The sequence below is a fragment of the Paenibacillus sp. J22P59 genome (assembly GCF_059383895.1).
Genome location: NZ_JBXENX010000001.1, coordinates 200103 through 226151 on the forward strand (window position 1 = coordinate 200103; position 26049 = coordinate 226151).

The 26049-nt window shown below is 44.7% G+C and carries 21 protein-coding genes and 1 riboswitch; of the genes, 19 read left to right on the plus strand and 2 right to left on the minus strand.

The genetic code is table 11. The features are described 5' to 3' along the window. Positions 1-21 precede the first annotated feature (21 nt). The 19 genes from AC50YO_RS01025 to serS all read left to right on the plus strand — a co-directional run bounded on the left by AC50YO_RS01025 (position 22) and on the right by serS (position 24997). Positions 22-645, plus strand: coding sequence for a bifunctional transcriptional activator/DNA repair enzyme AdaA (locus AC50YO_RS01025; protein ID WP_494842184.1), 624 nt, complete (start codon positions 22-24; stop codon positions 643-645). After that, entirely contained in the window at positions 626-1150 is a 525-nt protein-coding gene (locus AC50YO_RS01030) for a methylated-DNA--[protein]-cysteine S-methyltransferase (protein ID WP_494842186.1), read from the plus strand. Before AC50YO_RS01025 ends, AC50YO_RS01030 begins: the two co-directional genes overlap by 20 nt. Before the next feature lie 19 nt (positions 1151-1169). Continuing rightward, positions 1170-1988 (plus strand): SPL family radical SAM protein, encoded by an 819-nt coding sequence (locus AC50YO_RS01035; protein WP_494842188.1) that lies wholly within the window; start codon positions 1170-1172, stop codon positions 1986-1988. 148 nt (positions 1989-2136) lie between these two features. Beyond that, entirely contained in the window at positions 2137-2634 is a 498-nt protein-coding gene (locus tag AC50YO_RS01040) for a hypothetical protein (protein ID WP_494842190.1), read from the plus strand. After that, positions 2631-3713 (plus strand): hypothetical protein, encoded by a 1083-nt coding sequence (locus AC50YO_RS01045; RefSeq protein ID WP_494842192.1) that lies wholly within the window; start codon positions 2631-2633, stop codon positions 3711-3713. Before AC50YO_RS01040 ends, AC50YO_RS01045 begins: the two co-directional genes overlap by 4 nt. Further along, positions 3697-4554, plus strand: a complete 858-nt coding sequence (locus AC50YO_RS01050; protein WP_494842194.1) for a DUF8832 domain-containing protein — start codon at positions 3697-3699, stop codon at positions 4552-4554. Before AC50YO_RS01045 ends, AC50YO_RS01050 begins: the two co-directional genes overlap by 17 nt. Positions 4555-4712: 158 nt before the next feature. Continuing rightward, positions 4713-5546: a hypothetical protein gene (locus tag AC50YO_RS01055; RefSeq protein ID WP_494842196.1), complete on the plus strand. Its 834-nt coding sequence runs from the start codon at positions 4713-4715 to the stop codon at positions 5544-5546. A gap of 148 nt (positions 5547-5694) precedes the next feature. Next, complete coding sequence (locus tag AC50YO_RS01060) at positions 5695-6120, plus strand: pentapeptide repeat-containing protein (protein WP_494842198.1); 426 nt, start codon at positions 5695-5697, stop codon at positions 6118-6120. A 57-nt stretch (positions 6121-6177) separates the two neighbouring features. Beyond that, positions 6178-6966: an alpha/beta fold hydrolase gene (locus AC50YO_RS01065; protein ID WP_494842200.1), complete on the plus strand. Its 789-nt coding sequence runs from the start codon at positions 6178-6180 to the stop codon at positions 6964-6966. A gap of 38 nt (positions 6967-7004) precedes the next feature. Then, positions 7005-7979, plus strand: a complete 975-nt coding sequence (locus tag AC50YO_RS01070; RefSeq protein WP_494842201.1) for a sensor domain-containing diguanylate cyclase — start codon at positions 7005-7007, stop codon at positions 7977-7979. Positions 7980-8137: 158 nt separating this feature from the next. Beyond that, positions 8138-8222, plus strand: a riboswitch (cyclic di-GMP riboswitch). A gap of 158 nt (positions 8223-8380) precedes the next feature. Continuing rightward, positions 8381-13525, plus strand: a complete 5145-nt coding sequence (locus tag AC50YO_RS01075) for an NPCBM/NEW2 domain-containing protein (RefSeq protein WP_494842202.1) — start codon at positions 8381-8383, stop codon at positions 13523-13525. A 205-nt stretch (positions 13526-13730) separates the two neighbouring features. Next, the gene (locus AC50YO_RS01080) at positions 13731-14720 is read left to right on the plus strand and encodes a substrate-binding domain-containing protein (protein ID WP_494842203.1); all 990 of its coding nucleotides are present in this window, start codon (positions 13731-13733) and stop codon (positions 14718-14720) included. After that, entirely contained in the window at positions 14717-16189 is a 1473-nt protein-coding gene (locus tag AC50YO_RS01085; protein ID WP_494842204.1) for a sensor histidine kinase, read from the plus strand. The genes AC50YO_RS01080 and AC50YO_RS01085 overlap by 4 nt, the downstream gene beginning before the upstream one ends. Then, a complete protein-coding gene (locus AC50YO_RS01090; RefSeq protein ID WP_494842206.1) occupies positions 16167-17522 on the plus strand; it encodes an AraC family transcriptional regulator in 1356 nt (451 codons plus the stop codon). Before AC50YO_RS01085 ends, AC50YO_RS01090 begins: the two co-directional genes overlap by 23 nt. Before the next feature lie 235 nt (positions 17523-17757). Continuing rightward, the gene (locus AC50YO_RS01095; RefSeq protein ID WP_494842208.1) at positions 17758-19143 is read left to right on the plus strand and encodes a sugar porter family MFS transporter; all 1386 of its coding nucleotides are present in this window, start codon (positions 17758-17760) and stop codon (positions 19141-19143) included. A 257-nt stretch (positions 19144-19400) separates the two neighbouring features. Beyond that, a complete protein-coding gene (locus AC50YO_RS01100; RefSeq protein WP_494842210.1) occupies positions 19401-20927 on the plus strand; it encodes an MDR family MFS transporter in 1527 nt (508 codons plus the stop codon). 140 nt (positions 20928-21067) lie between these two features. Next, on the plus strand, positions 21068-21733 hold the full coding sequence (locus AC50YO_RS01105; protein ID WP_494842212.1) for an early set domain-containing protein: 666 nt from the start codon (positions 21068-21070) through the stop codon (positions 21731-21733). 146 nt (positions 21734-21879) lie between these two features. Continuing rightward, positions 21880-23436: an ABC-F family ATP-binding cassette domain-containing protein gene (locus AC50YO_RS01110; RefSeq protein ID WP_494842214.1), complete on the plus strand. Its 1557-nt coding sequence runs from the start codon at positions 21880-21882 to the stop codon at positions 23434-23436. Between the two features lie 280 nt (positions 23437-23716). Further along, positions 23717-24997, plus strand: a complete 1281-nt coding sequence (serS, locus tag AC50YO_RS01115) for a serine--tRNA ligase (RefSeq protein WP_494842216.1) — start codon at positions 23717-23719, stop codon at positions 24995-24997. A 99-nt stretch (positions 24998-25096) separates the two neighbouring features. Here serS and AC50YO_RS01120 read toward each other — a convergent pair whose 3' ends face one another. Both AC50YO_RS01120 and AC50YO_RS01125 read right to left on the minus strand, forming a co-directional pair. Beyond that, positions 25097-25423, minus strand: coding sequence for a YnfA family protein (locus tag AC50YO_RS01120; protein ID WP_494842218.1), 327 nt, complete (start codon positions 25421-25423; stop codon positions 25097-25099). A gap of 20 nt (positions 25424-25443) precedes the next feature. After that, a complete protein-coding gene (locus tag AC50YO_RS01125) occupies positions 25444-25902 on the minus strand; it encodes a DinB family protein (RefSeq protein WP_494842220.1) in 459 nt (152 codons plus the stop codon). Positions 25903-26049 lie beyond the last annotated feature (147 nt).

The following is a 26049-nucleotide window of genomic DNA, read 5'->3' on the forward strand; positions in this document are numbered from 1 at the left end:
TGTGAGGGGGGGGTGAAGAGGATGAATCAGGATAGGCATAGAAGCAACGATGAGATTCGGATGACAGAAGAGATGTGGAAAGCCATTATAAGCAATGATGCCTCTTATAATTCCAGATTTTTCTACGCGGTAAAAACGACGGGGATTTTTTGCAGGCCCTCTTGCAAATCTAAACCGCCGAATAAAGGAAATATACGGATATTTAGCGATGCAGAGCAAGCACTATCCGCACAGTTCCGTCCTTGCAAACGTTGCAAACCAACGGGCGAGCGCATGCCAGATAAAGAATGGGCTGCATTCATAGCTGATTATATAGACAAGCACTATAATGAACCGTTGACGCTCAACACATTGGCAGAGCATTGTCATGGTAGTCCCTATCATCTCCAGCGCACGTTCAAACGAATTAATGGTCTTACCCCTATGGCTTATATTCAGCAGACGAGAATAAAGGCTGCCGAGCAGCAGTTGACTCATACAGAAAGAACGGTTGGGGAGATTGCATTATCAGTAGGCATCCCTAACTCCTCTTATTTTATAACCTTGTTCAAGCAGCAGACTGGCTGCACACCTACAGATTATCGTCGATTACTTATACATGCAACAAAGGAGGAGAGGGAATACAATGGGAACGAGTACGAGTGAAGTTATCTATTGGACATTGCTTGTCCATGGACAATGGACACTGCATCTTGCCGCAACGGAACAAGGCTTATGTTACGTAGGATCACAGCATAAGCCGTTCGAGGAATTATTCGAGTGGGCTAACAGGAGATTCACGAATGTAAGCTTCATTCAGGATGATGAGAAGCTGAGCCCTTATATCGTTGAAATGATCGATTATTTGGATGGACGGCTGCGGGCATTTACAATATCGTTCGATTGGAAGGGAAGCGCGTTCCAGCTTGCGGTGTGGAACGCGCTTTGTGAGATTCCTTATGGACAGACCCTATCCTACTCAGCTATTGCCGATCGAATTCAAAAGCCCGCCGCTGTACGCGCAGTTGGAACAGCTATAGGAGCTAATCCTGTTCTCATTACGGTGCCCTGCCATCGAGTCATTGGCAAGAATGGTTCGCTCACAGGCTATCGAGGCGGATTAGGAATGAAAACACAGCTGTTGGATTTGGAGCGAAGCGCATCATTGTGATGGAATAGGAGAGCGCATCATGACTACAGAATTTACTTATAAGCTTCCGAAAACATTGTTGAATAAAGGGACTGGTTATCTTGCCGGATACAGTCATTCCCTGAATCCCTATACGGGCTGTTCCTTCGGATGCTCGTATTGTTATGTTCGCCGTATGCCGGTCTCTATATTCCGCAAGGCGGAGTGGGGAACTTGGGTAGATATTAAGCAGGATGCAGCGGATTTGCTCCGCAAAGAGCTTCGAAGGTCCAAGGCGAAAGGGGAAATGACGATATTCATGTCATCCAGTACAGATCCCTATCAGCCTATTGAGCATCGGGAACAAATAACGAGATCCCTGCTGGAGGTTATGTTGGAGGACCCTCCTAATTTCTTGCTTGTCCAAACCCGAAGCCCTCTTGTTGTTCGCGATATTGATGTATTGCTGCTCTTCAAGGACAGGGTTCGAGTAAGCATGACGGTGGAAACGGATCGGGATGATATACGCAAGCATTTCACGCCATATGCGCCGCCCATTCAGGCGAGATTCAAAGCTTTGCAGCAACTGGCGGAGGCTGGTGTCCCTGTCCAAGCAACGATTGCTCCGATATTGCCGAGCAGCCTTGATTTCCCTGCAAAATTAAAGCAATGGGTCGATCGGGTCTGTATCGACGATTATTATAATGGAGATGGCAGCGGAGGCCGAAGGACCAATAGCCTGGGCATTCATTCATTATATAAGCAGCTTAATCTTGAGGAATGGTATGAGCCATCCGCTTACCGTGAGATATATGATAGATTTATTCGAGTATTTTCTGAGGAGCAAGTTTATTTGAGCCAGGAGGGGTTCGCACCCTGACTATGAGATTATAAGAAGCCACTCCATAAAAGGGGTGGCTTCTTATATTAAGAATTAACGTATCAGGATTTCCTTTTTTGAACCTTTTTGATAGATCAAGCCAATAGTGAGAGATAGGAGAGAAATAAAAGGAAAAGGGGAGAGAAGGATGAAGCTAAGATGGATCATGGTCATCATAGGGGTTGCTTTAATGCTGGGGGCCTGCAGCAATAACGACGCTATTGTTCCAACGGATGTATACGTTCATACGCAGAGTACGGATTTAGGTGCAGAAAAGGGTGGCCTAAGGACACTTGAGATAACAGCGAAGGAGGTTCGACAAGAGCGGGGCGAGCCTGTTATGGAAGCAACGACAGACAAAGGGGAGAAGGTGCTCGATTATGAAGATTATCAATATACGTTCCGAGGCAGCGAATTACAAGGTTATTCGATTAAGGCAGGACAGGAGACAGCGAAAGGGATAGGCATTGGCGCAGAGCAGAATTTAATAATGAAGCAATACGGAGAGCATGCTCTGGAGCGACAGCAAGACGGTTTTCAAGTACTGGGCTATGCCGATAAGGAGAATGAGCTTATTTTGGAGTTCGTAATACGCGAAGGGAGAGTAGCATCCATTCTTGTTTTGCGGATGGGAGCATTGACATGATGAATACGCGAATTACGATTATGGGAGAAGCAGAGAATTCACGGCATGCAACGCTAGGTCAGCACTATATAACTATTTTGTTCGGGGCTTGGCTGCTGCTAGGCATATTCGTTGATGGCTATGCTCATCGCCATGAAGTACTGGAGACGTTTTTCACGCCTTGGCATGCCATCTTATATGCAGGCTTCCTAGCCTCATCAAGCTGGATTGTATATCTGGTTTATAATAATAGAAAAAGATTTGGCGGAGCTTGGAAGGCATCCATTCCTACTGGCTATAAGCTCGGCGTTACAGGTGTGATTATCTTCCTGGTCGGAGGATTGCTCGACATGACCTGGCATAGCCTGTTTGGAATTGAGAAGGATACAGCAGCTCTTCTAAGCCCGCCGCACCTGCTGCTTCTCATTGGCGCACTTCTTCTGTTATCGAGCCCGTATCAAGCTGCATACAAGCATGAGGATTCACAGTCAATAAGCTGGAGACGCTTCTTTCCTGCCTTTTTATCGTTAACGCTTGCTGCGGCAGCCTCCGGTTTTTTTCTCATCTACGCGTGGACGTTTCATTACAACCTGCCTTCCCGCGAGAATATCGAATGGATGCAGAATGAATATGGTCTTCAGCTTATTGCTACGAATAATGAATATCGAGGACTAAGTTATATTCTGATCAATACGATACAGTTCATGCTTCCATTGCTATTGCTTATGAAACGCTGGACGCTTCCCTCTGGAACTATGATGATATTTTTCGTGATCATTACCGTATTGAACAGCTCGTTGGATGGATTTCGACATTATCCTATTATTGTAATCGCAGCAGCAGCGGGCTTGATTGGAGACTGCCTGTATCGCTGGTTACGTCCTTATGCCGGCAGGATATGGGCTTATCGCTTCATTGCAGCGGCAATCCCAATCGTACTATGGAGTCTCTATTATGGGTGGATGCAGCAAACGGTGGAAATTGGCTGGGAAATTGAAGTTTGGACGGGATCTATTGTCCAATCTGCTCTTGTCTCTATTGCGCTTAGCTTGCTAGCTATCTCTCCCCCGCGGAGGAATACGGATGAGAGCAACATATAGATTGTACAAGGCTGCTCTGCTGCTTATCGCTAGCGTGATTCTGCTGGCATCTTGCTCGCTGCCGCCAATGTATAATAAAGATATTCAACCGCCGACGAGAGGGCTGCTCGCCTATATACAGAAGGACGCGAATGCAGAAATATCTGATCGAGGTTATGTTGTGAAGATTGAGGATGTGCCAGATGGGGATGGACGTTCGGCGTTTATACTAAGGGTGCTTGACCCTAGAGGGAAGCCTGTAGAGATATTCACCGAAGAGATGACCAAGCTTATGCATCTTATAATCGTAAGCCGAGACTTGCAATTTTTTGCTCATGTGCATCCAGTATATGAAGGGAAAGGCGTTTTTCGGACGGAGCTTTCGCTGCCTCCTGAAGAGGACTTCTTGTTTGTAACTGAAATTGTTCCGGATCGGCAAGGGGTTACGGTTCATAAGCAGTGGCTGTTAGCGGAGCGTGCGCCATCACAGACATTTATGCCGCTTGTGGCAGAGGAGACATATACAAAAATAGTAGGAGGGCTTGCATTTACCTTATCCATAACTCCGAGCCTGAAGGAGCTGCGTGCCGGGGGGATGGCCATGCTGAATATGGAATATCGCGATGCAACTACGGGTCAAGCCGTTCAGCTAGAGCCTTTCCTAGGAACGAGCGGACATTGTGTGATTATAGATGCAGAAGCGAAGGAATACGTACATGTGCATGCCATGGACAGTATGAGTTCAGACAGCAATGCAATGTTTCATACGGTATTTCCGAAGGCTGGCTTATACAAGCTATGGGGGCAATTTCAATATGGGGGTGAGGTTTTGACCGTCCCCTTTGTGATTAAAGTACGATAATAATGAAATTTAGCGGAAATGGTGTTAAAGCATCGGGTACAGGCAGTAATTTAGTCTTGTCAAAAGTATGGAAAGGGGGACTACTTTTTTCCATAATTGTGATATGATAATTCGGTAGATCGTTCCTACGAAATAGATGATTACTCAGGAGGGCATATATGAAATTTTCAGAAATCCCAAAACTAACGATTGCAGAAAACAAGCTAGCAACGGATATTGATCGAATTCGAGAACATTACAATCATATAGAGTTAAATCATTATTTTGAACCGAGCCGCCTGTGGCAGAATGATAGCCAGTCACAGAATGATCAGAATGCACTTCTGATTGCTGAGCCTGAAGATATAAATTGCTGGATTCATGGGCTAAGCCAAGGCTGTATTGTCAAAATGAGAAATCTTGAAGAGTCTATTATCGTTTTAGTAAATAGCGGGGATTTGTATAGCGCTTCCATTCTGATTCGTCATCATATGGAGCTGGCGGGCCTGCTTTGCCTTTCGCTTGAAGTATTAAGAGAGCAAAATCAAGAGAAGCTGCTGCAGTATATCGCTACTACATTTTATAGTGCTGCCAATCCTAATGCCAAGCCTGGCAATTTAGAGGCACCGGCTGTCTCCGAAATGGTCAGAGCACTGGATGGTTTCTTGAAATCCAATACGAATAGCGGCTACGAAGAGGATAGCTTCATCAACGACTATGCTTTTTTAGGCCAGTTCTCACGTCCAAGCTCTAATACTTCATCGTTTTTTGTAGATGTGCAGCAAGAAGATGAGGGGAAAAACTTGCAATTCCGCTGGAAAGCAGGCTATGGGCAAGAAGGCATCCTAAGTACGCTGCAAGCGCTTAAACAAAACCTGCAAGTTGGATTAGCTTGTTATTATTTGCTTACTGCTCACGAATTTACGCCAGAGAACATCAATATTAATCGGAATAATATTGCGTTGTCGTATGAGATTCTAAGCGGCATGACTTATGCTGCTGGTACAAAATAATAGGCTCTAGCATTTGAAAGAAATTAGACCAAAAACTCCGACCCTAATGGGGCGGAGTTTTTACTTTGACAACCTGCGGGTGGACAGACTGGCAATGCTATACTAAAGTGGAAGGAAGAATAGTTCCTACATATGGGAGGTAGCAGAAATGAAAGTAGAACATGAGAAGGAAAAACTGACGATCATGAATTCTGATGTGACTGCTTCAAGCTTTAAATATACCCGTGCAGCGCAACTGACGGTTGAATGCTGTGACTTTAGCGGCATGACAATGAATGATGTGAATTTGACGGGGCTGAAAATTTCAGATGCTAATTTGAGTGAGCTTGGTATTCATGGTGCACAATGGGGCGGCGCACATTTTAGTAACATTGGATATGGTAATCCCAACCAACCGGAAGTAAGGCATAATGAAACTCCGATACAATTCTCAAATTGCAATTTACAACAAGGCCTGTTCTCCGATTGTAATTTAACGAACGTTAAGCTGGAGAATTGTAATATTAGCAGTCTAGTTATAAATGGAGTAAACATCGAAAGCTTATTGAAGAAGCATAATGAGAATAAGACTTGATATTTCCATGTTGCCCCTTCAGAATGAAGAGAACCTCATAGAGAAGGAGAGTTATAGATGATTGCAGCTCGGAATAATGTTAAGGTGTTTGGATCAGGAGAACGCACGCTTTTATTTGCCCATGGATTTGGCTGTGATCAAAGCATGTGGCAGTTCATCCTTCCTGCCTTTGAGGGAAAATATAAAATCGTTTTATTTGATTATGTTGGATCAGGAGAGTCAGATTTAACGGCGTATACGACGGAGAGATATCGTACACTGCACGGCTATAAGCAGGATCTCTTAGATGTTATAGAATCATTAGAGCTTACCAATGTAATCTTTATAGGGCATTCTGTTAGTTCTATGATCGGATTGCTTGCCTCAATCGAGCGGCCTGATTATTTCGATAGATTGATTATGATCGGACCATCTCCACGATATTTGAATGATGATGGTTATGTCGGCGGCTTCGATAAAAGCGATATTACAGAGCTGCTGGATATGATGGAGATGAATTTTGCTGGATGGGCTAGCTTCATGGCACCACTGGCGATGAATAATCCAGAGCTTCCTCAATTGTCGAAGCAATTGGAGAAAACCTTTAGCTCCGCAGATCCTGTCATTGCAAGAGAATTTGCAGAAGTGACATTCTTGTCCGATCATCGGGTGGATTTGCCTAAAGCGACTATTCCAACACTTATTATGCAATGCTCGGACGATAGTGTCGTTCCTCTAGAGGTAGGGCATTATTTGCATCAGCATATGCCAGGCAGCACGTTGCAGCTAATGAAGGCAAAGGGGCATTACCCTCATATCAGCCATCCGGAAGAAACGATAAGTTCCATCAATGAGTATCTTTATTGAAATGAGCTAGATTAGAATCTGTGAAAGGATTTATGCGAATGAATGAACGGCTGAACTATGCGCCATGTGGATTTATCTCTATTACACATGAAGGAATGATCACGATTGTGAATCAAACTTTTCTTGATAAGATGGGATATCATCGGGAGGACCTGGTGCATAAGCATTTGGAATCTATTATGTCTACGGCAAATAAGCTTATTTTTCATTCTTACTTTTATCCGTACATACAGCTTAATGGGCATGTAGAAGAGATGCTTCTAAGCTTGAAGGATCATAAAGGAGAAGCGATTCCTTTTATCGTGAATGGGCGAAGGTATGAGAATAACGGTATAGAGATGATTGATTGTGTATTGGTCCAAATGGGCAAACGAATGGACTATGAGCTGGAGCTTCGGGCTGCAAAGAAACAAATTGAAGAAGCTTATTGGGAAAAAGATCAAGCACTTGAGAAGCTGAAACAAATTCATATGGAGATTGAGCAGAAGCAAGCTGAATTGATGGAAATTAATGCGATTCTCGTGAACTTATCTATAACAGATAAGCTCACGGGACTGAAGAATCGAAGATTTTTTCAAGAGAAACTGGAAGAACAAATAGCGAAATATAGAGATGAACAGACGCCATTTTCTCTGTTTATAGTAGATATTGACCACTTCAAGCATGTGAATGATACATGGGGCCATCAGACAGGCGATCAGGTTCTGGAAAAATTGGCGCAAATCTTACAGTCCCATGCTCGTCAAGAGGATGTGGCGGCCAGGTATGGTGGAGAAGAATTTGTCCTTATCCTGTCTGGCACAGATATAGAAGAGTCAAAGGCGATAGCTGACAACTTACGGCATGCAGTAGCGGATTCTAGATGGGAAACAGGGAAGCTGACAGTGAGTATAGGCATAGCTACCGTTACCCCTATAGATTCTGACGCAACGCTCGTGAAGAAAGCAGATCAAGCACTCTATGCCTCCAAAGAAAATGGGCGCAACCTGGTTACGCACATTAATGATTTATAATCTTTTTATATAAATTGGAAGTATTCATTAATTTAATGGTAATATTTATTATAGTTTATTGAATAATTATTGAATATAATCTGAAATACCTATTTGGATATGCTACTAAATATTCATGTCAGTATACATAAAACTATGGTATTGTTTGTTTGTATTCCAAACTGAATAGGCAAACCTATGGAAATGTAGGGACGCAAAGCTAAAGGGACTAAGGTTGCAAAACGATGTCAGCCAGCTGCCAAAGAGTGTATGACGCTTTTTGTTTTTTAAAGCTGCTGAGGTAATGGAGTCTTTTTTCTATGCAGCTTTATTCACAATCAGGCTACTCTTATGGAGTAGTTTTTTTGCGCCTATTTTAAGTCAGTGGTTTGGAATTATCATTCATCAGGGGGCAGAAAAGTATGAAGAAAATGATTGCGATCGCCACATCAGCAGCGATGCTAATCAGTTTTTCCAGTGAGACAGGTTATGTGTTAGCAAGTGAGCTGCATCAAGCAAATGGAGCGAAAAACGTATTGGTAAGCCAAGCTCGTGCAACAAGCGCAGCCTCTGTAGCTCCTTTTGATTTATATGGCAAAGAAATTCTCCAAGCGTACAATGAAGTATTCAAAATGAACACTACGAATATTAAATCAATCAAAAGCAATGGCGGGAACTATCCAAACTCTGCAATAAATAAGGCTATTGATGGAAATATGGATACCCATTGGGAAACGGGCAAGCCTAACTCTGCCAGCTTTACGAACGAAGTCGTTATCCAATTGAATGAGGAGACGATCCTGAATCGCGTTATCTATGCAGCTAGGCAATCCAGTGCCAAAGGGAAAGGCTTCGCTCAGCAATTTGATATTTACAGCTCAGCTACGGATGAAGGTGACAACTTTACTCTCGTTTCTACTGGTGAATATAAAGGCTCAACGGGAGATATTGTGGCGATTCAATTCGCGCCAACTGCCTTTAAAAGATTGAAATTCGTATTCAAGCAAGCGAATCAGGATTGGGCGAGTGCAGCGGAATTTGCCTTGTACAAAGAAGATCCGGTCAGTGATCAGGTAGACAACCTGTTCACAGATGGAACGATGAGTGCTGTTACACCAGCTTATAATAGTACAGCAACAATTGCAGCGCTTGAGGACGCGGCGAAAGCCCATCCGCTATATTCTCTATTAAGAGAGCAAATAGAATTGGCTAAAAAGATCGTTAGTGGCGAAATCAATATGGAAGGGATGACTATTCAAGCCGAGCAGCATGGGGATATGAAGAAGCATGCGCAGCAAAATCTACGATTCGGCTTTGGAACTAACAATCAATCTACCGGATTCGTGGCTATGCCAGGCGATCAAATTAATGTCTATGTAGATGTGGAGTCTGCTGCGAAAGTGCCTTCTCTAGTATTCTCGCAACAGGAGGGCTCTTGGTCGAGCTGGGCAAGAGGCGTACAATTGCGTCCGGGTAAAAACACGATTACAGTACCTGAAATTCCAACCAACAGCGCTTATTCGAATGAAGTGACGAAAGGCGGAACGGTATATATCGTCAATCCCTATACGTCTGAAGAGCAAGGAAAAGCCCCTCGTATTCGTTTCGAAGGCGTCGAGAAAATTCCTTTTATGACGAAGAATACGGACCCCGAGCAATTCAAAGCCTTTTTGACTGCCTATAAACAAAGAGTAGACCAGGACAAGGCGGCGCACCCGAACATTCGAGATCGCCAATTAATAGACGTGGTCGAGATGGTCAGCGACCGGATTATCTTTACGGGAACGGCTACGGATGCCTACAACAAGTTTATTACACAAGGTCTGAGCCCAATGGATACTTTGACCGGCTATGACTACTGGATAGACAAAAACTTTGATTTCTATGGTCTGGATGGACGAAGTGAGCAGCATGATCCTAAGCTTATCCGAGAAAATGTAAGATTGATGCAGCCATACGGCTTCATGTATGCAGCGGGTGACCATACGGGTATCCAGCGTGGAGAAGTAGGGTTGATGCTAGAGGATTTCAGTAAAGTATATCCAGGCTGGGGCTTGACTCATGAGATCGGGCATCGGATGGCTGTTGGCGAGCGGGAATATGGCGAAATTACGAATAACATGGTAGCTATGCTCATGTCGATTGCCTATGATTCTATGGATAATCGGATACCGTTCGAAGAGATTTATAACTATGTGATTGAAGAAAATAAAGTGGCGATGGATCAGCAGTCGCTCAGCGCAAGGCTAGGAGCCTATTGGCAATTGGAGCTGGCGCATCCCGGCTATTGGGCGGAGCTAAATAGTCTATATCGGGAACGCAAGGTATCTTTGCCGAATGGTGATAACTCCAAGCAGCAATATTTAATTGAATTTTCTTCGGAAGTGCTAGGTTTGGATTTGAGCAGCTTCTTCGCTCGCCATGGCTTCACTGTTAATGCTGAGACAAGGGAGAAGGTTGGGAAGTATCCCGCTTCCAAGCCGCTATGGTATTTGAATAACTCGGTCATTAACTATGAAGGAACAGGCATAGAAGGCGGCAAAGCAGCCATTACGGCGGGTATTACTGCGAACGCGACTGCCAAATCGAATACGCTGAGCTTTAGCATAGATAAGGCTTTTAAGGCTGATTTATTAGGCTATGAAATCTATCGAAACAATCAATTAGTTGGCTTTACAGGTTCAGAGCAATTCATAGACAAAGGCATTGATCCTACGCAAAATTATACGTATAAAATTGTGGGCTACGATAAAAAACTGCAAGCGCTGAAGCCTGTAGAATTTAAGGCGTTCAAGCCTGCGCTGTCTGTTGAAGACCAAGTTACGCTGAAGCTGCATCAAGCTTTTGATCCAATGAATTATGTAAAGGCCACTAACTATCAAGGTAAAGATATCACGAGTCAAGTAGTGGTGAAATCGAATACTGTTGACGTTACGAAAAAAGGCAGCTACACGCTTGTCTATGAAATTAGAAGCGGTGAGACAACCGAGACCAAAACGACAAAGGTTACGGTGACGAGTGACTTTGCCTATCTGTCGGATATGGAAGCGAAATCAGCAAGTGTCGGGTGGAACCAGCTACAGAAGGATAAAGCTCCAGCAGGTGGAATCATCACATTACTTAGACAAGGTCTTCCAGCAACCTATGCCAAGGGGATAGGCGTACATGCGAATTCTGAGGTCATTTATTCGATTGAGGGTAAAGGCTATGATTTCTTTGAGAGCTATATCGGCATCGACCAAGCGATGAAAGGGAAACCTTCTTCCGCTACTTTTGAAGTATATGTAGATGGGGAGAAAAAATGGGCAAGCGATGTATTCCTGGCAAGCACGGAGCATCAATTTGTACAGATTCCTGTTACAGGTGCAAAAGAAATCAAGCTTGTAACGACAGATGCAGGCAAAGATGGAAATTCATCTGATCACACCGTATGGGCAGACGCGAAGCTCACGAAGGAGTCGAGCAAGCCTGTCATTACTGTACCAGAAGAGACGACATGGATTAAGCTCAGCAGCGAGTTTGATGTGCGGCAAAATGTACAGGCGTTTGATAAAGAGGACGGGGATTTGACCTCGCAAATGGAAGTCGAAACGAACGGTTTCCGTACGAACAAAACAGGTACTTATCAAGTGAAATTCACGGTAACCGACCGTGACGGAAATTCGGCAATCAAGACAAGAACGATCGTTGTATACAGTGCTAGTCAATATTTGAGTGATCTGAATTGGCAAACAGCAAGAACGGATTATAATGTTGTCAGAAAAGATAGATCTAGCACTAACGATACGATTAAGCTGCTGGTGAATGGTGAAAATAAGGAATTTGCAAAAGGGATCGGTACGCATGCGAACTCAGAAATCGTATATAATCTCGCCAATGCGAACTACGAATATTTTGAAACGTATGTAGGTGTCGATCGGAATATCCCGCAGCAGAACAATTCAAGCATTATATTCAAGATTGTAGCTGACGGACAAGAGGTCTATAACAGCGGGCTGATGAAATACGGCACGGAGGCGGCTCTCGTTCGAATTCCGGTTAAAGGCGTTCAACAATTACAGCTTATTGTGGACAACGCAGGCAATGGGAATGCTTCCGATCATGGAAGCTTCGGTGATGCCAAGTTTATCAGCTTGAACAATACACCAGAGCTTATTATACCGCCGTCTAGATCAACTAAGTTAGGCCAAGAAATTCAGGTGGGCGGTACCTATTCCGCAACGGATGCTGAAGATGGCGACTTGACTTCCCAAGTAAGAGTAGCAGGTGAAGAACGGGTAAACTTCAATAGAGCAGGGGAATATGCAATTACCTATACCGTAACGGATAGTGACGGAAATACGGCAACGAAGACAAGAACGATAGCCGTTGTGAACATGGAGGACGCCAAGTACCTTACCGACTATGATTGGAAGTCTACTACTAATAGCTATGCTTCACCGCTGAAGGATCTAGCCATCAGTGCGAAAGCGCTAAGGCTAACGGACGAGAATAATCGTGAGGTCAGCTATGAGCGCGGAATTGGAGCGCATTCCAACTCTACGATCGTGTATGATCTCAGCAACAAAAACTATGATTATTTCACTTCCTTCGTTGGTGTTGATCGACATATGTATGGCACTATCGGTTCGGTTACCTTTGAAGTATACGTAGACGGAGACAAGAGGTTTGATAGTGGTCTAATGAATTCCAGAGACCCGCAGAAATTTATCGAAGTCGATATTAACGGTGCGCAAGAGCTCAAGCTGGTCGTTACAGATGGAGGGAACGGCAACGGCTCTGACCATGCGACATGGGGAGATGCGAAGCTTCATTTTGCCAATGCGGACAGGCTGTATACCGTAGATCTAGCAGCAGCGCTTGAAGCTGCCAAAGCAATTAATTCAGAGATTTATACCGCAGAAAGCTTGGAAGGCTTCACAACGAGCATGAAGAGAGCTGAAGAAGTGCTGGCTAACAAGCAAGCTTCCCAACGGGAAATAGATGAAGCAGAGCTGGCATTAAAAAAGGCGATCGAAGGGTTGGTCGAAATTGATTTCAACCAAGTCATTACTGTTCAAGACAGCTATTTAAAAGATTCGATTATGAAAACATTGGGCGTAACGGGTGAATTGACACTGGGAGATATGCTCAAGCTTACCAGCTTAACTAGTGATTCACGTAGAGTGAGATCTCTTGCAGGGCTTGAGCATGCCAAAAACTTGGTTACTCTGGATGTTACGGGGAGTGAGATTACGGACTTCTCGCCACTGAAGGGCTTAACGAAATTGGCGAACCTGATCGCTGATCCACAGATGGTTGAAATGAAGGAAGTAAAGGGTCCGATTGTTACAGTGGAGAATGCGGTTAAAGGAGTAGACGGTAATAAGGTTATCCCTTATTCCGCCGGCATGAGGCATAATAAAACGTTCAAAGAAATCATATTTGATGTGAATGAATGGGCAGCGAACCCAGATACCTTTACGATAGATCTTTCTAATGAAGAAAAAGGCTTCTACATGCTCTTCATGACTTATCGAGTAGAAGGCAATCTTGTGCAATTGATTTATTTGGTTAACAATAATTAAGACGCTTCCTGAAGAAGAGCGCCAGCAGATAATCTATGACAATAGATTATTCGCAGGCGCTCTTTTTTTATTTTCAGCTCCGATGGTGTTTGTGAAAAGAATAGATAATAGGTGGACTCGGTTAATTGCATACTAAACCTGTCTCCCGTCTTAAGCAGACCAGATCAATAGGGGGGCCAATGTCTGAGCTGAAGGGTGAATGTTGATGTCGAATAAAAAATGGTCAGTAGGTCTGGTTGTGCTTGTTATTATTTTCGGATTTTTTCTAATCGAGCTGTTCTCCTCCACGAGGAGAGTAGACCATTGGATACAGCAAATTGAGCAGAGCTCAGCGAAGACGGAATCCGTTAAGCATGTGGTGCTTATCGCACAAGAGCTGGACAACCCATTCTGGCGATTAATGGAGCAAGGGGCAAAGGAAGCAGCGGACTCATTAGGAATGAAGATTGATTACACGGGGCCAATTCGAATAAATCCCACAGACCAAATCAAGCTGCTGGGCAAATCCATAGCGGCGAAGCCGGATGCGATAATGGTGCAGGGACTGTCCGATGCAAATTATGCTCTGCTTATTAATAAAGCGATAGATCTAGGTATAGCGGTATTGACTGTAGATGCCGATGAAGAGAGCAGTCGGCGGCTTGCTTACATTGGCTCTGATAATCTTGAAGCGGGCAGAAAAATGGGAAAGCTAGTGGTGAGAGATGCAGCCGGAAATGGCAGAATTGGCGTGATGATCGGCAGTGAATTAGCGGATAATCAACGGCTTCGCTTGGAGGGGTTTCGCTCTATTATTGCAAATGCTGCTGGTTTCGAGATTGTTGACGTTCGCTCGTCCAACATTTCTCGTATTGGAGCTGCAAAACAGGCTGAGGCGATGCTGAGTCAATATGAGAATATCGGAACGATGGTGGGGTTGAGCGCTTTAGATGCGGCAGGCATAGTAGAAGCAGTAAAGTCGATACATAAGGAAGGTGTGCGAGTGTATGGATTTGATGATTTGGAAGAAACTCGAACAAGCATCGGTCGGGGAGAGATTGCAGCATCTATTGTGCAGCAGCCGAAAGTGATAGGCTCCACAGCGATCTGCTTATTAGATCATTTTTTTAAGACAGGCAAGGTTTCTGGCCAGCATTTCATTCCCACTACGATTCTGGCTAACGAGCAGAAGCATGCACGTACGAACAGCAGATGAATATGCGCAGAATGCTATTGATTGTTATCCCGCTGCTGTTCATTCTGAATAATGGCGTATCGTTCTTTATCTTTCAGAGTGGAAGAACCGTACAGCAAAGCTACAATAGAATGCTTGACCGCGTCATATTATTCAAGCAAATCGATGAGCAAATGCACAATAATTTACGTGCGATCAATGTTTACTTGATGAATCGCAGCGATAGCAGCTTGAAGATTTATGAGGAACAAAGCGAGAAGCTGAGGGATTTACAGTCTAGCTTATCTGCGCTTAAGACAATTCCACCCAGTGAACTCACCGTTCGAAGCTTCCGCAATATGTTGGATACGTTCGCGGTACAAGAAGCTGGAATAATAAAGGCCCTGAATAGTCCATCGCCACTGGCTTATGCGGCTTATTATACTGAGGCGGAGCACACAGCTGCTTATATGCAGGAGGAAGCCTATCATCTCATTGATCTAGAGCTAAGCTATTACCAGCCGTTCTATAGACAAATACTGCTGCAGACGAAAGTGATGAATAATTGGGGAGTAGCTGTATTTATTCTCAATACGATCATCAGTGTATGGTTTGCTTATTGGATATCCCTTCGAATTATTGGACCGATTAAGCAGTTGGTACGAACGGCTGAGCATATTTCCGAGGGCCATTTGGAAGCTGTGCCTCCCAAACTGAATGCCCACAATGAGTTTCGCATATTAGCGGATGCTCTTGAACATATGCAGGAAAATTTAAAAAAGCTAATGAAGACAGAAAAAGAAGGGATGGAGAAGGATCGCTTGGTCAAAGAACTGGAATTGGAAGTATTGCAAAATCAGATGAATCCCCATTTTCTTTTTAATTCCCTAAATGTAATAGCGAAGCTTGCTTTGCTTGAGGGTGCAGAAAGAACGAGTGATCTTACCGTATCCATGTCTAATCTGCTCAGGTACAATCTTCGACAGCTGGATCGCCCGGTAACGCTCAGAGATGAGGTTGAGCAGGCCAAAGAATATTTTATTATTCAGCAAGCCCGATTTCGTGAGCGCATTCGGTTCGAAACCGAGATTGAGGAAGCGGGGCTGGATGTGCTTGTCCCTGTACTAACGCTGCAGCCGATATTGGAAAATATTTTTGTGCACGGAATTGAAGGGATGGAGGCAGGGGCGGTCATTAAGCTGGCAATTGCCTGCAAACCTTATGAGACATGGATCGAGATATCCGATAATGGAATCGGCATGACGGAGGAGGTTCGACAGTCGTTGCTGCATTACGATTCGACGAATGCTCCAAGAGGTGAAGCAAGCCACAGAAACGGGCATTCTACTGGTCTGGGTACACGTAATGTATTCAAAAGATTGGAATTGTTTTATAGCAAAAAGGATATGATAAGCATTCATAGTGAACCCGGCAAGGGAACGACGGTTCTCCTGCGTATTCCAACTGCAGACAAGGAGGGAGGAGGGCATGTATCGTCTACTGATAGCTGATGATGAGGCGCTGGAGCGAGAAGGCATTGAGTGGATTATTACTCGAATGATGCCCGATACTTTTGATATTAGCCATGCAGAGAATGGCCGCATTGCGATCCATAAGGCAGAACAATTTCATCCCCATATTATTATGATGGACGTTAGAATGCCAGGAATCCAAGGTCTGGAGGCGCTCAAGGAAATTAAAGCCCATAACCCGCATGTGAAGATGGTCTTGGTTACTGCCTATGAATACTTCGAGTATGCGAAGGAAGCCCTTTCTCTTGGAGTGAAAGAATATATCGTTAAGCCAGCCAAGCGAACCCAGATCGTAGAGCTGCTGCAGCGGCTTGTAATGGAGATTGATCAAGAGCATAGAAAAAGGGAGGAGCAGCTAGCAATTCGGGATACGCTCTCTCAATTGCTTCCTTTGGCAGAAACGGAAATTGCGCTGAACTTCATGTCTGATCAGGTGAATGAGCTGGAAGTGGAGCAGCTTGCTGATATTCTTGAGCTGTCTATAGAAAGAGGCTGCGCACTTGTCCTTGCCTTCCCAGAATTAGGGGAGGAGAAGAGGAGGATATATGAGACTGTAAAAAAAGTAACGCAGGACGTGACCAAGTGGAGAGGAGGGGCAGTTGTCAGCTCTATGCTCCACAGTCATATGGTGATTTTCCTCTTCGAGCAGGAGAGAGGTATAGGGGATACGGTCAAAAAACAAGTGGCGGCAATCGGTCCAGCTCTAATAGAATCTCTCCAGCAACAGTATGGCATTATCATTTGTATAGGAGTTGGTTCAGTAGGAGGGAGTATAGAGGGCATCAGGCGATCCTACTTTGAAGCTGTCTTTGCGTCTGCTTATGAGAATAAATGGGGAAGCATGCGCTCCTTTGAGGATTTGAATATAGGGACTCAAGTTGGAATAGAAGAGTATGCGGCTCCGTCATTACCCAGCTTTGCCTCAGCACATGAAGGAGCCTACGTAAAGGTAGCGATCCAACAAATACGAGAGGAGCGTGAGCAACGAACTCACCATATGGTCGATCGTGCTGTACGTTTTATTCAAGAAGGATTTCAGGAAGAGCTCTCTCTTGAGGATGTGGCTGAGCATGTTCATTTGAATCCCTATTATTTCAGTAAAGTATTCAAGCAGCAAACAGGAGAGACCTTTATCGATTATGTGACGAGTTTACGCATTGCGAAGGCGAAGGAATGGATGAAGGATAGTCAGCTCAGCATGAAGGAAGTCTGTTATTTGGTGGGGTATAAGGACCCTAACTATTTCAGCCGAGTGTTTAAAAAGGTAACCGGAGTAACGCCCTCTGAGTACCGGATACAATTACATAAATAGGGGTCCATGCAGCGCTGCATGGACTAATTTGTTTTTATAAGGAGAAAATATGCTAGGTCCCCCCCTCTAAGTAATGGGTATCGGGGCAGACGTTAATATTATGCTGGCATAACACAAATAAGTGAAGGGATTTGATCCGTTGTACGCATAACGCACATGGTACAATTAGTCTCAGTTTTCTGTTAGGAATAACACGGACTCGTTGGAAGGCAGAACAGGTCGGAAGGGACATAAGATGAACGCAAAAATAGCAAATCAAGGTGAACGACAAGTCAGTATGAAGTTCGTAACTTTGGTGTCCATGGTAGCCGCAATAGGCGGATTGTTATTCGGATTCGATACAGCTGTTGTATCGGGCGCGATTGGTTTCATGAAAGAACGCTTCGATTTGAACGAGATTCAAGTAGGCTGGGCGGTATCAAGCTTAATTATTGGTTGTATATTCGGTGCTGCAGGCGCTGGCATATTGAGCGATAAATATGGCAGGAAAAAAATATTGATCGCAGCAGCCATTCTATTCATTATCGGCTCAATAGGCTCGGCGATTCCGGATACGTTCAATGGCTATATTATTGCACGTATTATTGGCGGAATCGGTATTGGTATTACTTCGACATTATGCCCGCTGTATAACGCAGAGATCGCGCCGGCCAAATATCGGGGACGATTAGTGGCACTTAATCAGCTAGCTACAGTTACTGGGATTTTCCTAGTCTATTTCATTAACTTGTGGATTGCCGGTCTTGGTGATGATGCTTGGGATATTTCTACTGCTTGGCGGTGGATGTTCGGATTTGGTATTATTCCGGGGATATTGTTCCTGGTACTGCTGTTCTTTGTACCCGAAAGCCCAAGATGGTTGATCAAGCAAGGAAGAGCAGCAGAATCCCTGCCGATATTGGTTCGCATTCATGGGCAGACCATGGCTAAGCAGGAAGTATTGGAGATTAAAGAATCGTTCAAGCAAAAGAAGGGATCGATCCGTGAATTATTTAGTCCCACCTTGCGATTAGCACTTATTGTAGGGGTAGGGCTGGCGATCCTTCAGCAGGTTACAGGAATCAATGCGGTCATGTATTATGCGCCGGAAATTTTCAAGCAGACAGGTGCAGGTACAGATGCTGCCTTAACACAGACCATCCTTGTTGGCTTTATTAACTTTGCATTCACCTTTCTCGCTATTTGGCTGATTGATAAAGTTGGACGCAAAGTATTATTGCTCATTGGCTCTTCGGCTATGACGGTCTGTCTGGCTGTAATCGGTATCGCTTTCCAATCGGGGAATACATCAGGTCCTTTAATCTTAATCTTTATCCTCTTGTACGTAGCCGCATTTGCCGTATCGTTAGGGCCGGTTGTATGGGTCGTGATGTCTGAGATTTTCCCTAATCGCATTCGCGGTATAGCGACAGCGATAGCTTCCATGGCGCTATGGGCTGCTGACTATGTCGTGTCTCAGACCTTTCCTCCGATGCTTGCTTCTGCTGGCCCGGCTATTACGTTCTGGATATTCGGGTTCATGTCGCTTATTACGTTCCTATTCACTTGGCGCGTGATTCCAGAGACTAAAGGGAAGTCACTGGAAGAGATTGAATCTTTATGGGCACCTAAAAAAGCTTAAGGCAAAAAAGAGATGCCTCAAAATAGTTAGAGATTAGAAGAAATAGTTGTTATACCTGAATTATAGGCCGCTATAACAAAAGCAGTCCCTTCTCAAACGAGGGCGGGCTGCTTTTGTTTGAACTCTGAATAAAATTGTAAAAAAATATAAATTTACGCAAAGCTTCACTGACAGCAGCTGTCAGTGAAGCTTTGTTATTATAAGTTCATTAACGGGTTTTAAGAATCCGACCTAAATACAGAGAGGAATAAGATTCAATGAACAAAGCACAGAACAAAGTAGGAGTTGTATTAGCAGGACTATTGCTCGCTATTCTCATGGCTTCGATGGACAATACGATCGTAGCCACCGCGATGGGCTCTATTATCGGGGAGATGGGCGGACTTGATAAATTCGTCTGGGTGACGTCCGCTTATATGGTGGCAGAAATGGCCGGTATGCCGATATTCGGCAAGCTGTCGGATATGTATGGACGAAAGCGGTTTTTCGTATTCGGGCTTGTCGTTTTTATGATTGGCTCAGCCCTATGTGGCACAGCAGAATCGATTGTTCAACTCGGTTTGTACAGAGCTATTCAAGGGATTGGAGCCGGGGCAATGGTCTCTATTGCCTTCGCGATTATGTTCGATGTAGTTCCGCCTGAGAGCCGGGGCAAGTTATCTGGTTTATTCGGAGCGGTATTCGGTATGTCGAGCATTTTCGCCCCGCTGCTTGGCGGTTATATAACGGATCATCTGCATTGGCCGTGGATTTTCTATATTAATTTGCCTTTGGGCTTAGTTTCACTCGTTATAATTGTATTTTTCTATAAAGAATCGCTGGAGCATTCCAAGCAGAAGATCGACCTGCCTGGGGCGTTCTTATTAGTAGGAGCTATTATTTGCCTTATGCTAGGGCTCGAGCTCGGCGGCAAGGAATACGCATGGAGCTCTCCGCAAATATTGGGGCTTCTGGTGGGCTTCATTGCGCTAACTTCAGCGTTCGTATGGGCCGAGAAGCGCGCAGCCGAGCCGATTATTTCGTTCAAGATGTTTCAGAATCGTCTATATATGACGAGCAATTTAATTGCGATGCTGAGCGGAGCAGCGTTCATAACGGCTTCGGTCTACATACCGATATTTATACAAGGTGTGTTGGGGGGAAGCGCGACTAATGCAGGATTCGTGCTGCTGCCTATGATGGTAGGCTCCGTGGTGACGGCTACAATCGGAGGCTTCTTGATGACGAAGCTGCCCTATCGCTCTATTCTTATTCCAACGCTTCTTGTTCTGATCGTTGGATTAGCTCTTTTGACTGGATTGAAGTCCGATTCACCTCGCTTGCTTATTACGATTTATATGGTTCTGGTTGGTCTTGGCATCGGCTCTTCCTTCTCCGTGCTCGGAACCTCTGCGATTCATTCGTTCCCGGCTACACAAAGAGGCGCGGCTAGCTCCACATTGAATTTCAATCGGTCGCTTGGCATGACACTCGGCATTACTATTTTTGGAATTATTCAGAACCGTTCTCTTACGGATAAGCTATCTACGGCATTTGGTGGGAAGGAGACTTCGAATCTACCAGAAGGAGTGGACTTAGGAGACCCGCATGTATTGCTAAGCCCGGAATTCCGCCAAGCGATGGACGAGAATGTGCTGAATACGATTACTGAAGGGTTATCTTCTTCGATCGGGACTACGTTTGCCTGGAGTCTTGTTCCAGCAGTGCTCGCATTGGCCGCAGCCTTTATTATGAGCAGAGAGAAGCTAGACCCGCTTGCGGAGCAGACAGCCGTTGCCCATTAATAGAATCTATTATTCTATGGCTAATATTTAACTATACGATAGCAACCGTATATGCTATATTCTGCTAGTAGATAGATTATTTGCTATAAGTTTACAAATGATCAATCTCTATACTTCAGTTGTTGGAAGGGGATTTATTGATGAAGAAGTGGATTTTGTCTATTACGGTTGCTGTGCTATTGGTTATCGGGGGCAGTAGTGCATGGGCGAATGGACCAGCAACAAGCTCGACATTCGAAGCTAATGCAGCTTATCTGGGGAAAAATGCAAGCGGTCTGCATCAGGTGGAGATTACATGGACTGACCTGGGCAATACCGTTAACTATTATCGGGTCGTGAAGGTTCCTACGCTTTATCCTTGGGGCGGAGCCATTGTAACTGGCTGCTCATCCTTGACGGTTACGACTTGCAACGATGTATTTCTGGAGAAGGGGCAATACAAATATTATGTTTCAGCATTCTTACAAGACGGCACCGAAGTAAAAGCTCTTGAAGTCGCTCTTAATATTCATGGATATACAGGGGCACCTGCTGTCGCAGCTTTATCAGCGACTCCGGTTAGCAGCAATCTGTATAAGATTCAATTCGACATAGCAAGCGGCAATAATGCGGATATTTGGGAACTATACGAGAATGGAGTTCTCGTTAATTTGTTCCAAGGGTTTCTTAGCGAGAATGGCACCAACCCCCAATCAGGCAGCGTGTCGAGGCAATACACCCAATCAGGCACTTACGTCTATCAAGCCAAATTAAGCAATGCTTATGGGACGACCTGGTCGGATACTCTTACAGTCGTTATTCCATAAATAAAGTGTTAGCCTGGTAACAGACCGCGATTATTGGCGGTCTGTTTCTTTTTATTTTGCATGATTTGTCGATTCTTTATTGAGTTGTGCCCCTAATAACACTTATAATATAACGAGGAAAAAGTCTAAAAGAAAAGGTGTTATACATGAGCATATTAAACGTAGAACGATTAAGCCACGGCTTTGGAGATCGTGCGATCTTTAATGACGTATCTTTCCGCTTGCTGAAGGGCGAGCATATCGGACTCATCGGTGCCAACGGCGAAGGCAAGTCCACCTTTATGAATATTATTACAGGCAAGCTTCAGCCGGATGACGGCAAGGTCGAATGGTCCAAGCGTATGCGTGTTGGCTATCTGGATCAGCATGCTGTACTTAGCAAGGGACTAACGATTCGGGATGTACTGCGTGGTGCGTTCCAATATCTCTTCGATATGGAACAAGAAATGAATGATATGTATGGAAAAATGGGAGAGGTATCACCAGAAGAGCTTGAGCAGCTGCTTGAGAATGTAGGAACGATTCAGGATACGTTAACGAATCAGGATTTCTACATGATTGATGCCAAGGTCGATGAGACCGCTCGCGGTCTGGGACTTACCGATATTGGACTTGATAAGGATGTTAATGATCTAAGCGGCGGTCAGCGGACGAAGGTACTACTAGCCAAGCTGCTGCTTGAAAAACCAGATATTCTGCTGCTCGATGAGCCGACGAACTATTTGGATGAGCAGCATATTGAATGGCTGAAGCGTTACCTGCAAGAGTATGAGAATGCTTTTATACTCATCTCCCATGATATTCCTTTCCTTAACAGTGTAATTAACTTGATCTACCATATGGAGAATCAAGCGCTTCACCGTTATGTAGGCGATTATGATTACTTCCAGCAGGTCCATGAAATGAAACAACAGCAGCATGAATCTGCCTTTAAACGCCAGCAGCAAGAAATTGCTGACCTGAAGGATTTTGTAGCGCGGAACAAGGCGAGTGTTGCAACGCGTAATATGGCGATGTCCAGACAGAAGAAGCTGGATAAGATGGATGTTCTTGAGCTTGTCAAGGAAAAGCCGAAGCCGCAATTTCTCTTCAAGGATGCAAGAACATCCGGCAAGCTGATCTTTGAAGCGACAGAGCTTGTTATCGGCTATGACAGCCCTTTATCCAGGCCGCTTAATCTGCGTATGGAGCGTGGACAAAAGATTGCGCTTGTTGGTGCGAACGGCATTGGTAAAACAACGCTGCTGCGGAGCATTCTCGGCCAGATCCAGCCTCTGTCAGGCTCGGTTCAGCTTGGCGATATTCTAAGCATCGGCTACTTCGAGCAGGAGATGAAGGATGCGAATTACAATACCTGTATCGAGGAAGTTTGGAATGAATTCCCATCCTTCTCCCAATTTGAAGTGCGGGCTGCACTAGCCAAATGCGGTCTGACGACTAAGCATATCGAGAGCAAAATTGCTGTATTAAGCGGTGGAGAAAAGGCAAAGGTCCGTCTCTGCAAGCTAATTAATAATGAAACCAATTTGCTCGTGCTCGATGAGCCGACGAACCATCTGGATGTAGATGCGAAGGAAGAGCTTAAGCGTGCGCTCAAGGCTTATAAAGGAAGCATTCTGTTAATTTCCCATGAACCGGATTTCTATCGGGATGTCGTTACCGATACTTGGAATTGCGAGACATGGACGACAAAAGTATTTTAAAAGAATGGGCTTGAATGTTCCCCGTATATTCGGGTATAATACAAAGAAATTAATGACTGACATCATGCCTGTGAAGAGTATCCAACTCGGAGGCGTTCTCGTTAAGGAGATTTCATAATCTCTCTAAGTTTACCGGCCCCGCCCGTTATCGCGGACTAAAGAGGATTGAACAGGTCACACTGTTCGGTCAATTTGGGTGGCACCGCGAGTTCAAACGCTCCTCGTCCCTTATGGATGATGGGCGTTTTTTGTGTTTTTTCATAAAAAGGAGCGCGGTGCTATGCTGGACATGAAGTGGATTCGTGAAAATGGAGATCAGGTTCAAACAGTTGCAAATCAAAAAGGAATTGATCTTTCCGTAGATGAGCTATTGAAGTGGGATGAGAGGAAGCGTCAATTGCAGCAGGAATCAGACGGGCTTCGTGAAGCTCGTAACAAGCTTTCTCATCAGATTGGCCAGTTTGTTCAGCTAGGAGAGACCGTGAAGGCCGAGCAAAATAAGACCAACGTCAAAGAAATTAATCAACAATTACATGCAATAGAAAGCTTGCTTGCAGAAGCAGAGCGGCATTGCGAGGAGCTTATGCTGCTAGTCCCTAATAGGGTGTCTGCAGATACGCCGGTTGGGCTCTCGGATAGGGACAATGTCGTAATGAAGCGTGTGGGCTCAATCGTTGATTTTGATTTTGCTTATAGGGATCATCTTGCTCTCGGTGAGCTGCATGATCTCATTGATATTCCGCGAGGCGTTAAGACGGCTGGGACAAGGAATTATTATTTGAAAGGGGACGGCGTTCTGCTTCATCGGGCCGTTCAGCAGCTTGCGATTGATCTTTTGATGGCAAAAGGCTATACGCTGCTTGATGTTCCGCTGATGGTGCGAACGGCATCTATGCTGAACACTGGCTTTTTCCCGCTTGGAGAAGATCAAACCTATCGTTTGGAAGAAGAAAATAAATGGCTGGTCGGTACATCAGAAGTACCGATGGTGGCGTATTACTCGAATGAAATTATTGACCTTAATGAGCCGATCAAGCTGGCTGCGGCCTCTGTTTGTTTCAGAAGCGAGGTTGGTTCGGCAGGGAAAGATGTATCGGGTCTCTATCGTGTACATCAATTCGCCAAGGTCGAACAAGTTATTCTCTGTCAGGCTGATCCAGAGCTGTCGGAGCAGCTATTGCAGGAAATAACGGCGAATGCGGAGGAACTGCTTCAGCAGTTGGAGCTGCCTTATCGGGTCATGCAGGTATGTACAGGCGACATGTCGCAGAAGACGCATAAGCAATACGATATTGAGACATGGATGCCAAGCAGGCAAGCTTATGGAGAGACGCATTCTTCGTCCAATCTGCATGACTTTCAGGCACGCCGTTCGAATATTAGGTATCGTGATCTTAATGGGAAGCTCCAGTATTGCCACACTTTGAATAACACCGCTGTCGCAAGTCCGCGAATTCTTATTCCACTGCTTGAGAATCATCAGCAGGAGGATGGCTCAGTAAATATTCCTAAGGCTTTGCAGCCGTATATGGGAGGAAAACAGCAGCTTAAGCTTCAGTAAATGGATGCTCAAGCTGCACGAGGTATTCCACTCATAGGCAATAGGCGCAGCAGAGAAAGAGCGAAGCTTTTCTCTGCTGCGTTTCTTCTTAATACGGGCTTAGCTTCTTGGAGCCCATAATATAATGGATACGCCCACTACGCAGATCGCGGCGCCTACCCAGTCATACAGGTCAGGTATTTTTTTATCGACCAGCCATCCCCATAGAATAGCCAGTATGATAAATACTCCTCCATATGCAGCATAGACGCGGCCGAACGAAGGGAAGCTTTGCAGGGTTGGAATGATGCCGTAGAGAATAAGAATGGCGCCTCCGACTATTCCATACCATAGAGGCTTGGATTCTCTAAGCCATAGCCAGACCAAATAACCGCCGCCAATCTCGGCGAGTCCAGCAAGGACAAACAGCAATATCGTTATAAACAAAGCATAGTACTCCTTTCTAGCTATAAATCTCGATCTATGACACTCGCGGATACGGGCTGCAAGCCCAATTCTCTTACCCAGATAGATAACTGACCCATATGATGGATTTCATGAGCAATGACATGTCTAATGATGGCTCCTTTGGCGTATTGCCCTTCCATCCATGGAACGGTTATTTGCTCTGTGTCTGCTTTGCTATCCCAATTAGCAAGGAATGGCTGCAGCTCTTCCTGCCAGCTGTCAGACATTTTTTTTACTTGTTCTAAAGAGGCAAAATCTTCGAACTGTACCTGGATATCTGGCTTGCCCTGCAGACCACGAAGCCAGCTGTACTCTACATCTATAATGTGAAATAACGTGTATAGAATGCTGCCTGCTCCTCCAACACGTTGACGCAGCAATTCCTCCACAGGAAGCTTCTTGCACAGTTCAAAGTATTCATCTCTAACTTGCCAGTTATACCGGAATAGGTCGATCATAGTTGACACTCCTAATCAATAGAGGTTACTTCTTGTAGGTTCGCGTATAAGTATATCATTTCTAGAAGTTTATCTGAATCTAGGATAGAGCGTCTTATAGCCGGTTTGTGATATTATTGTAATAAATTTCATTACATTATATTGGAT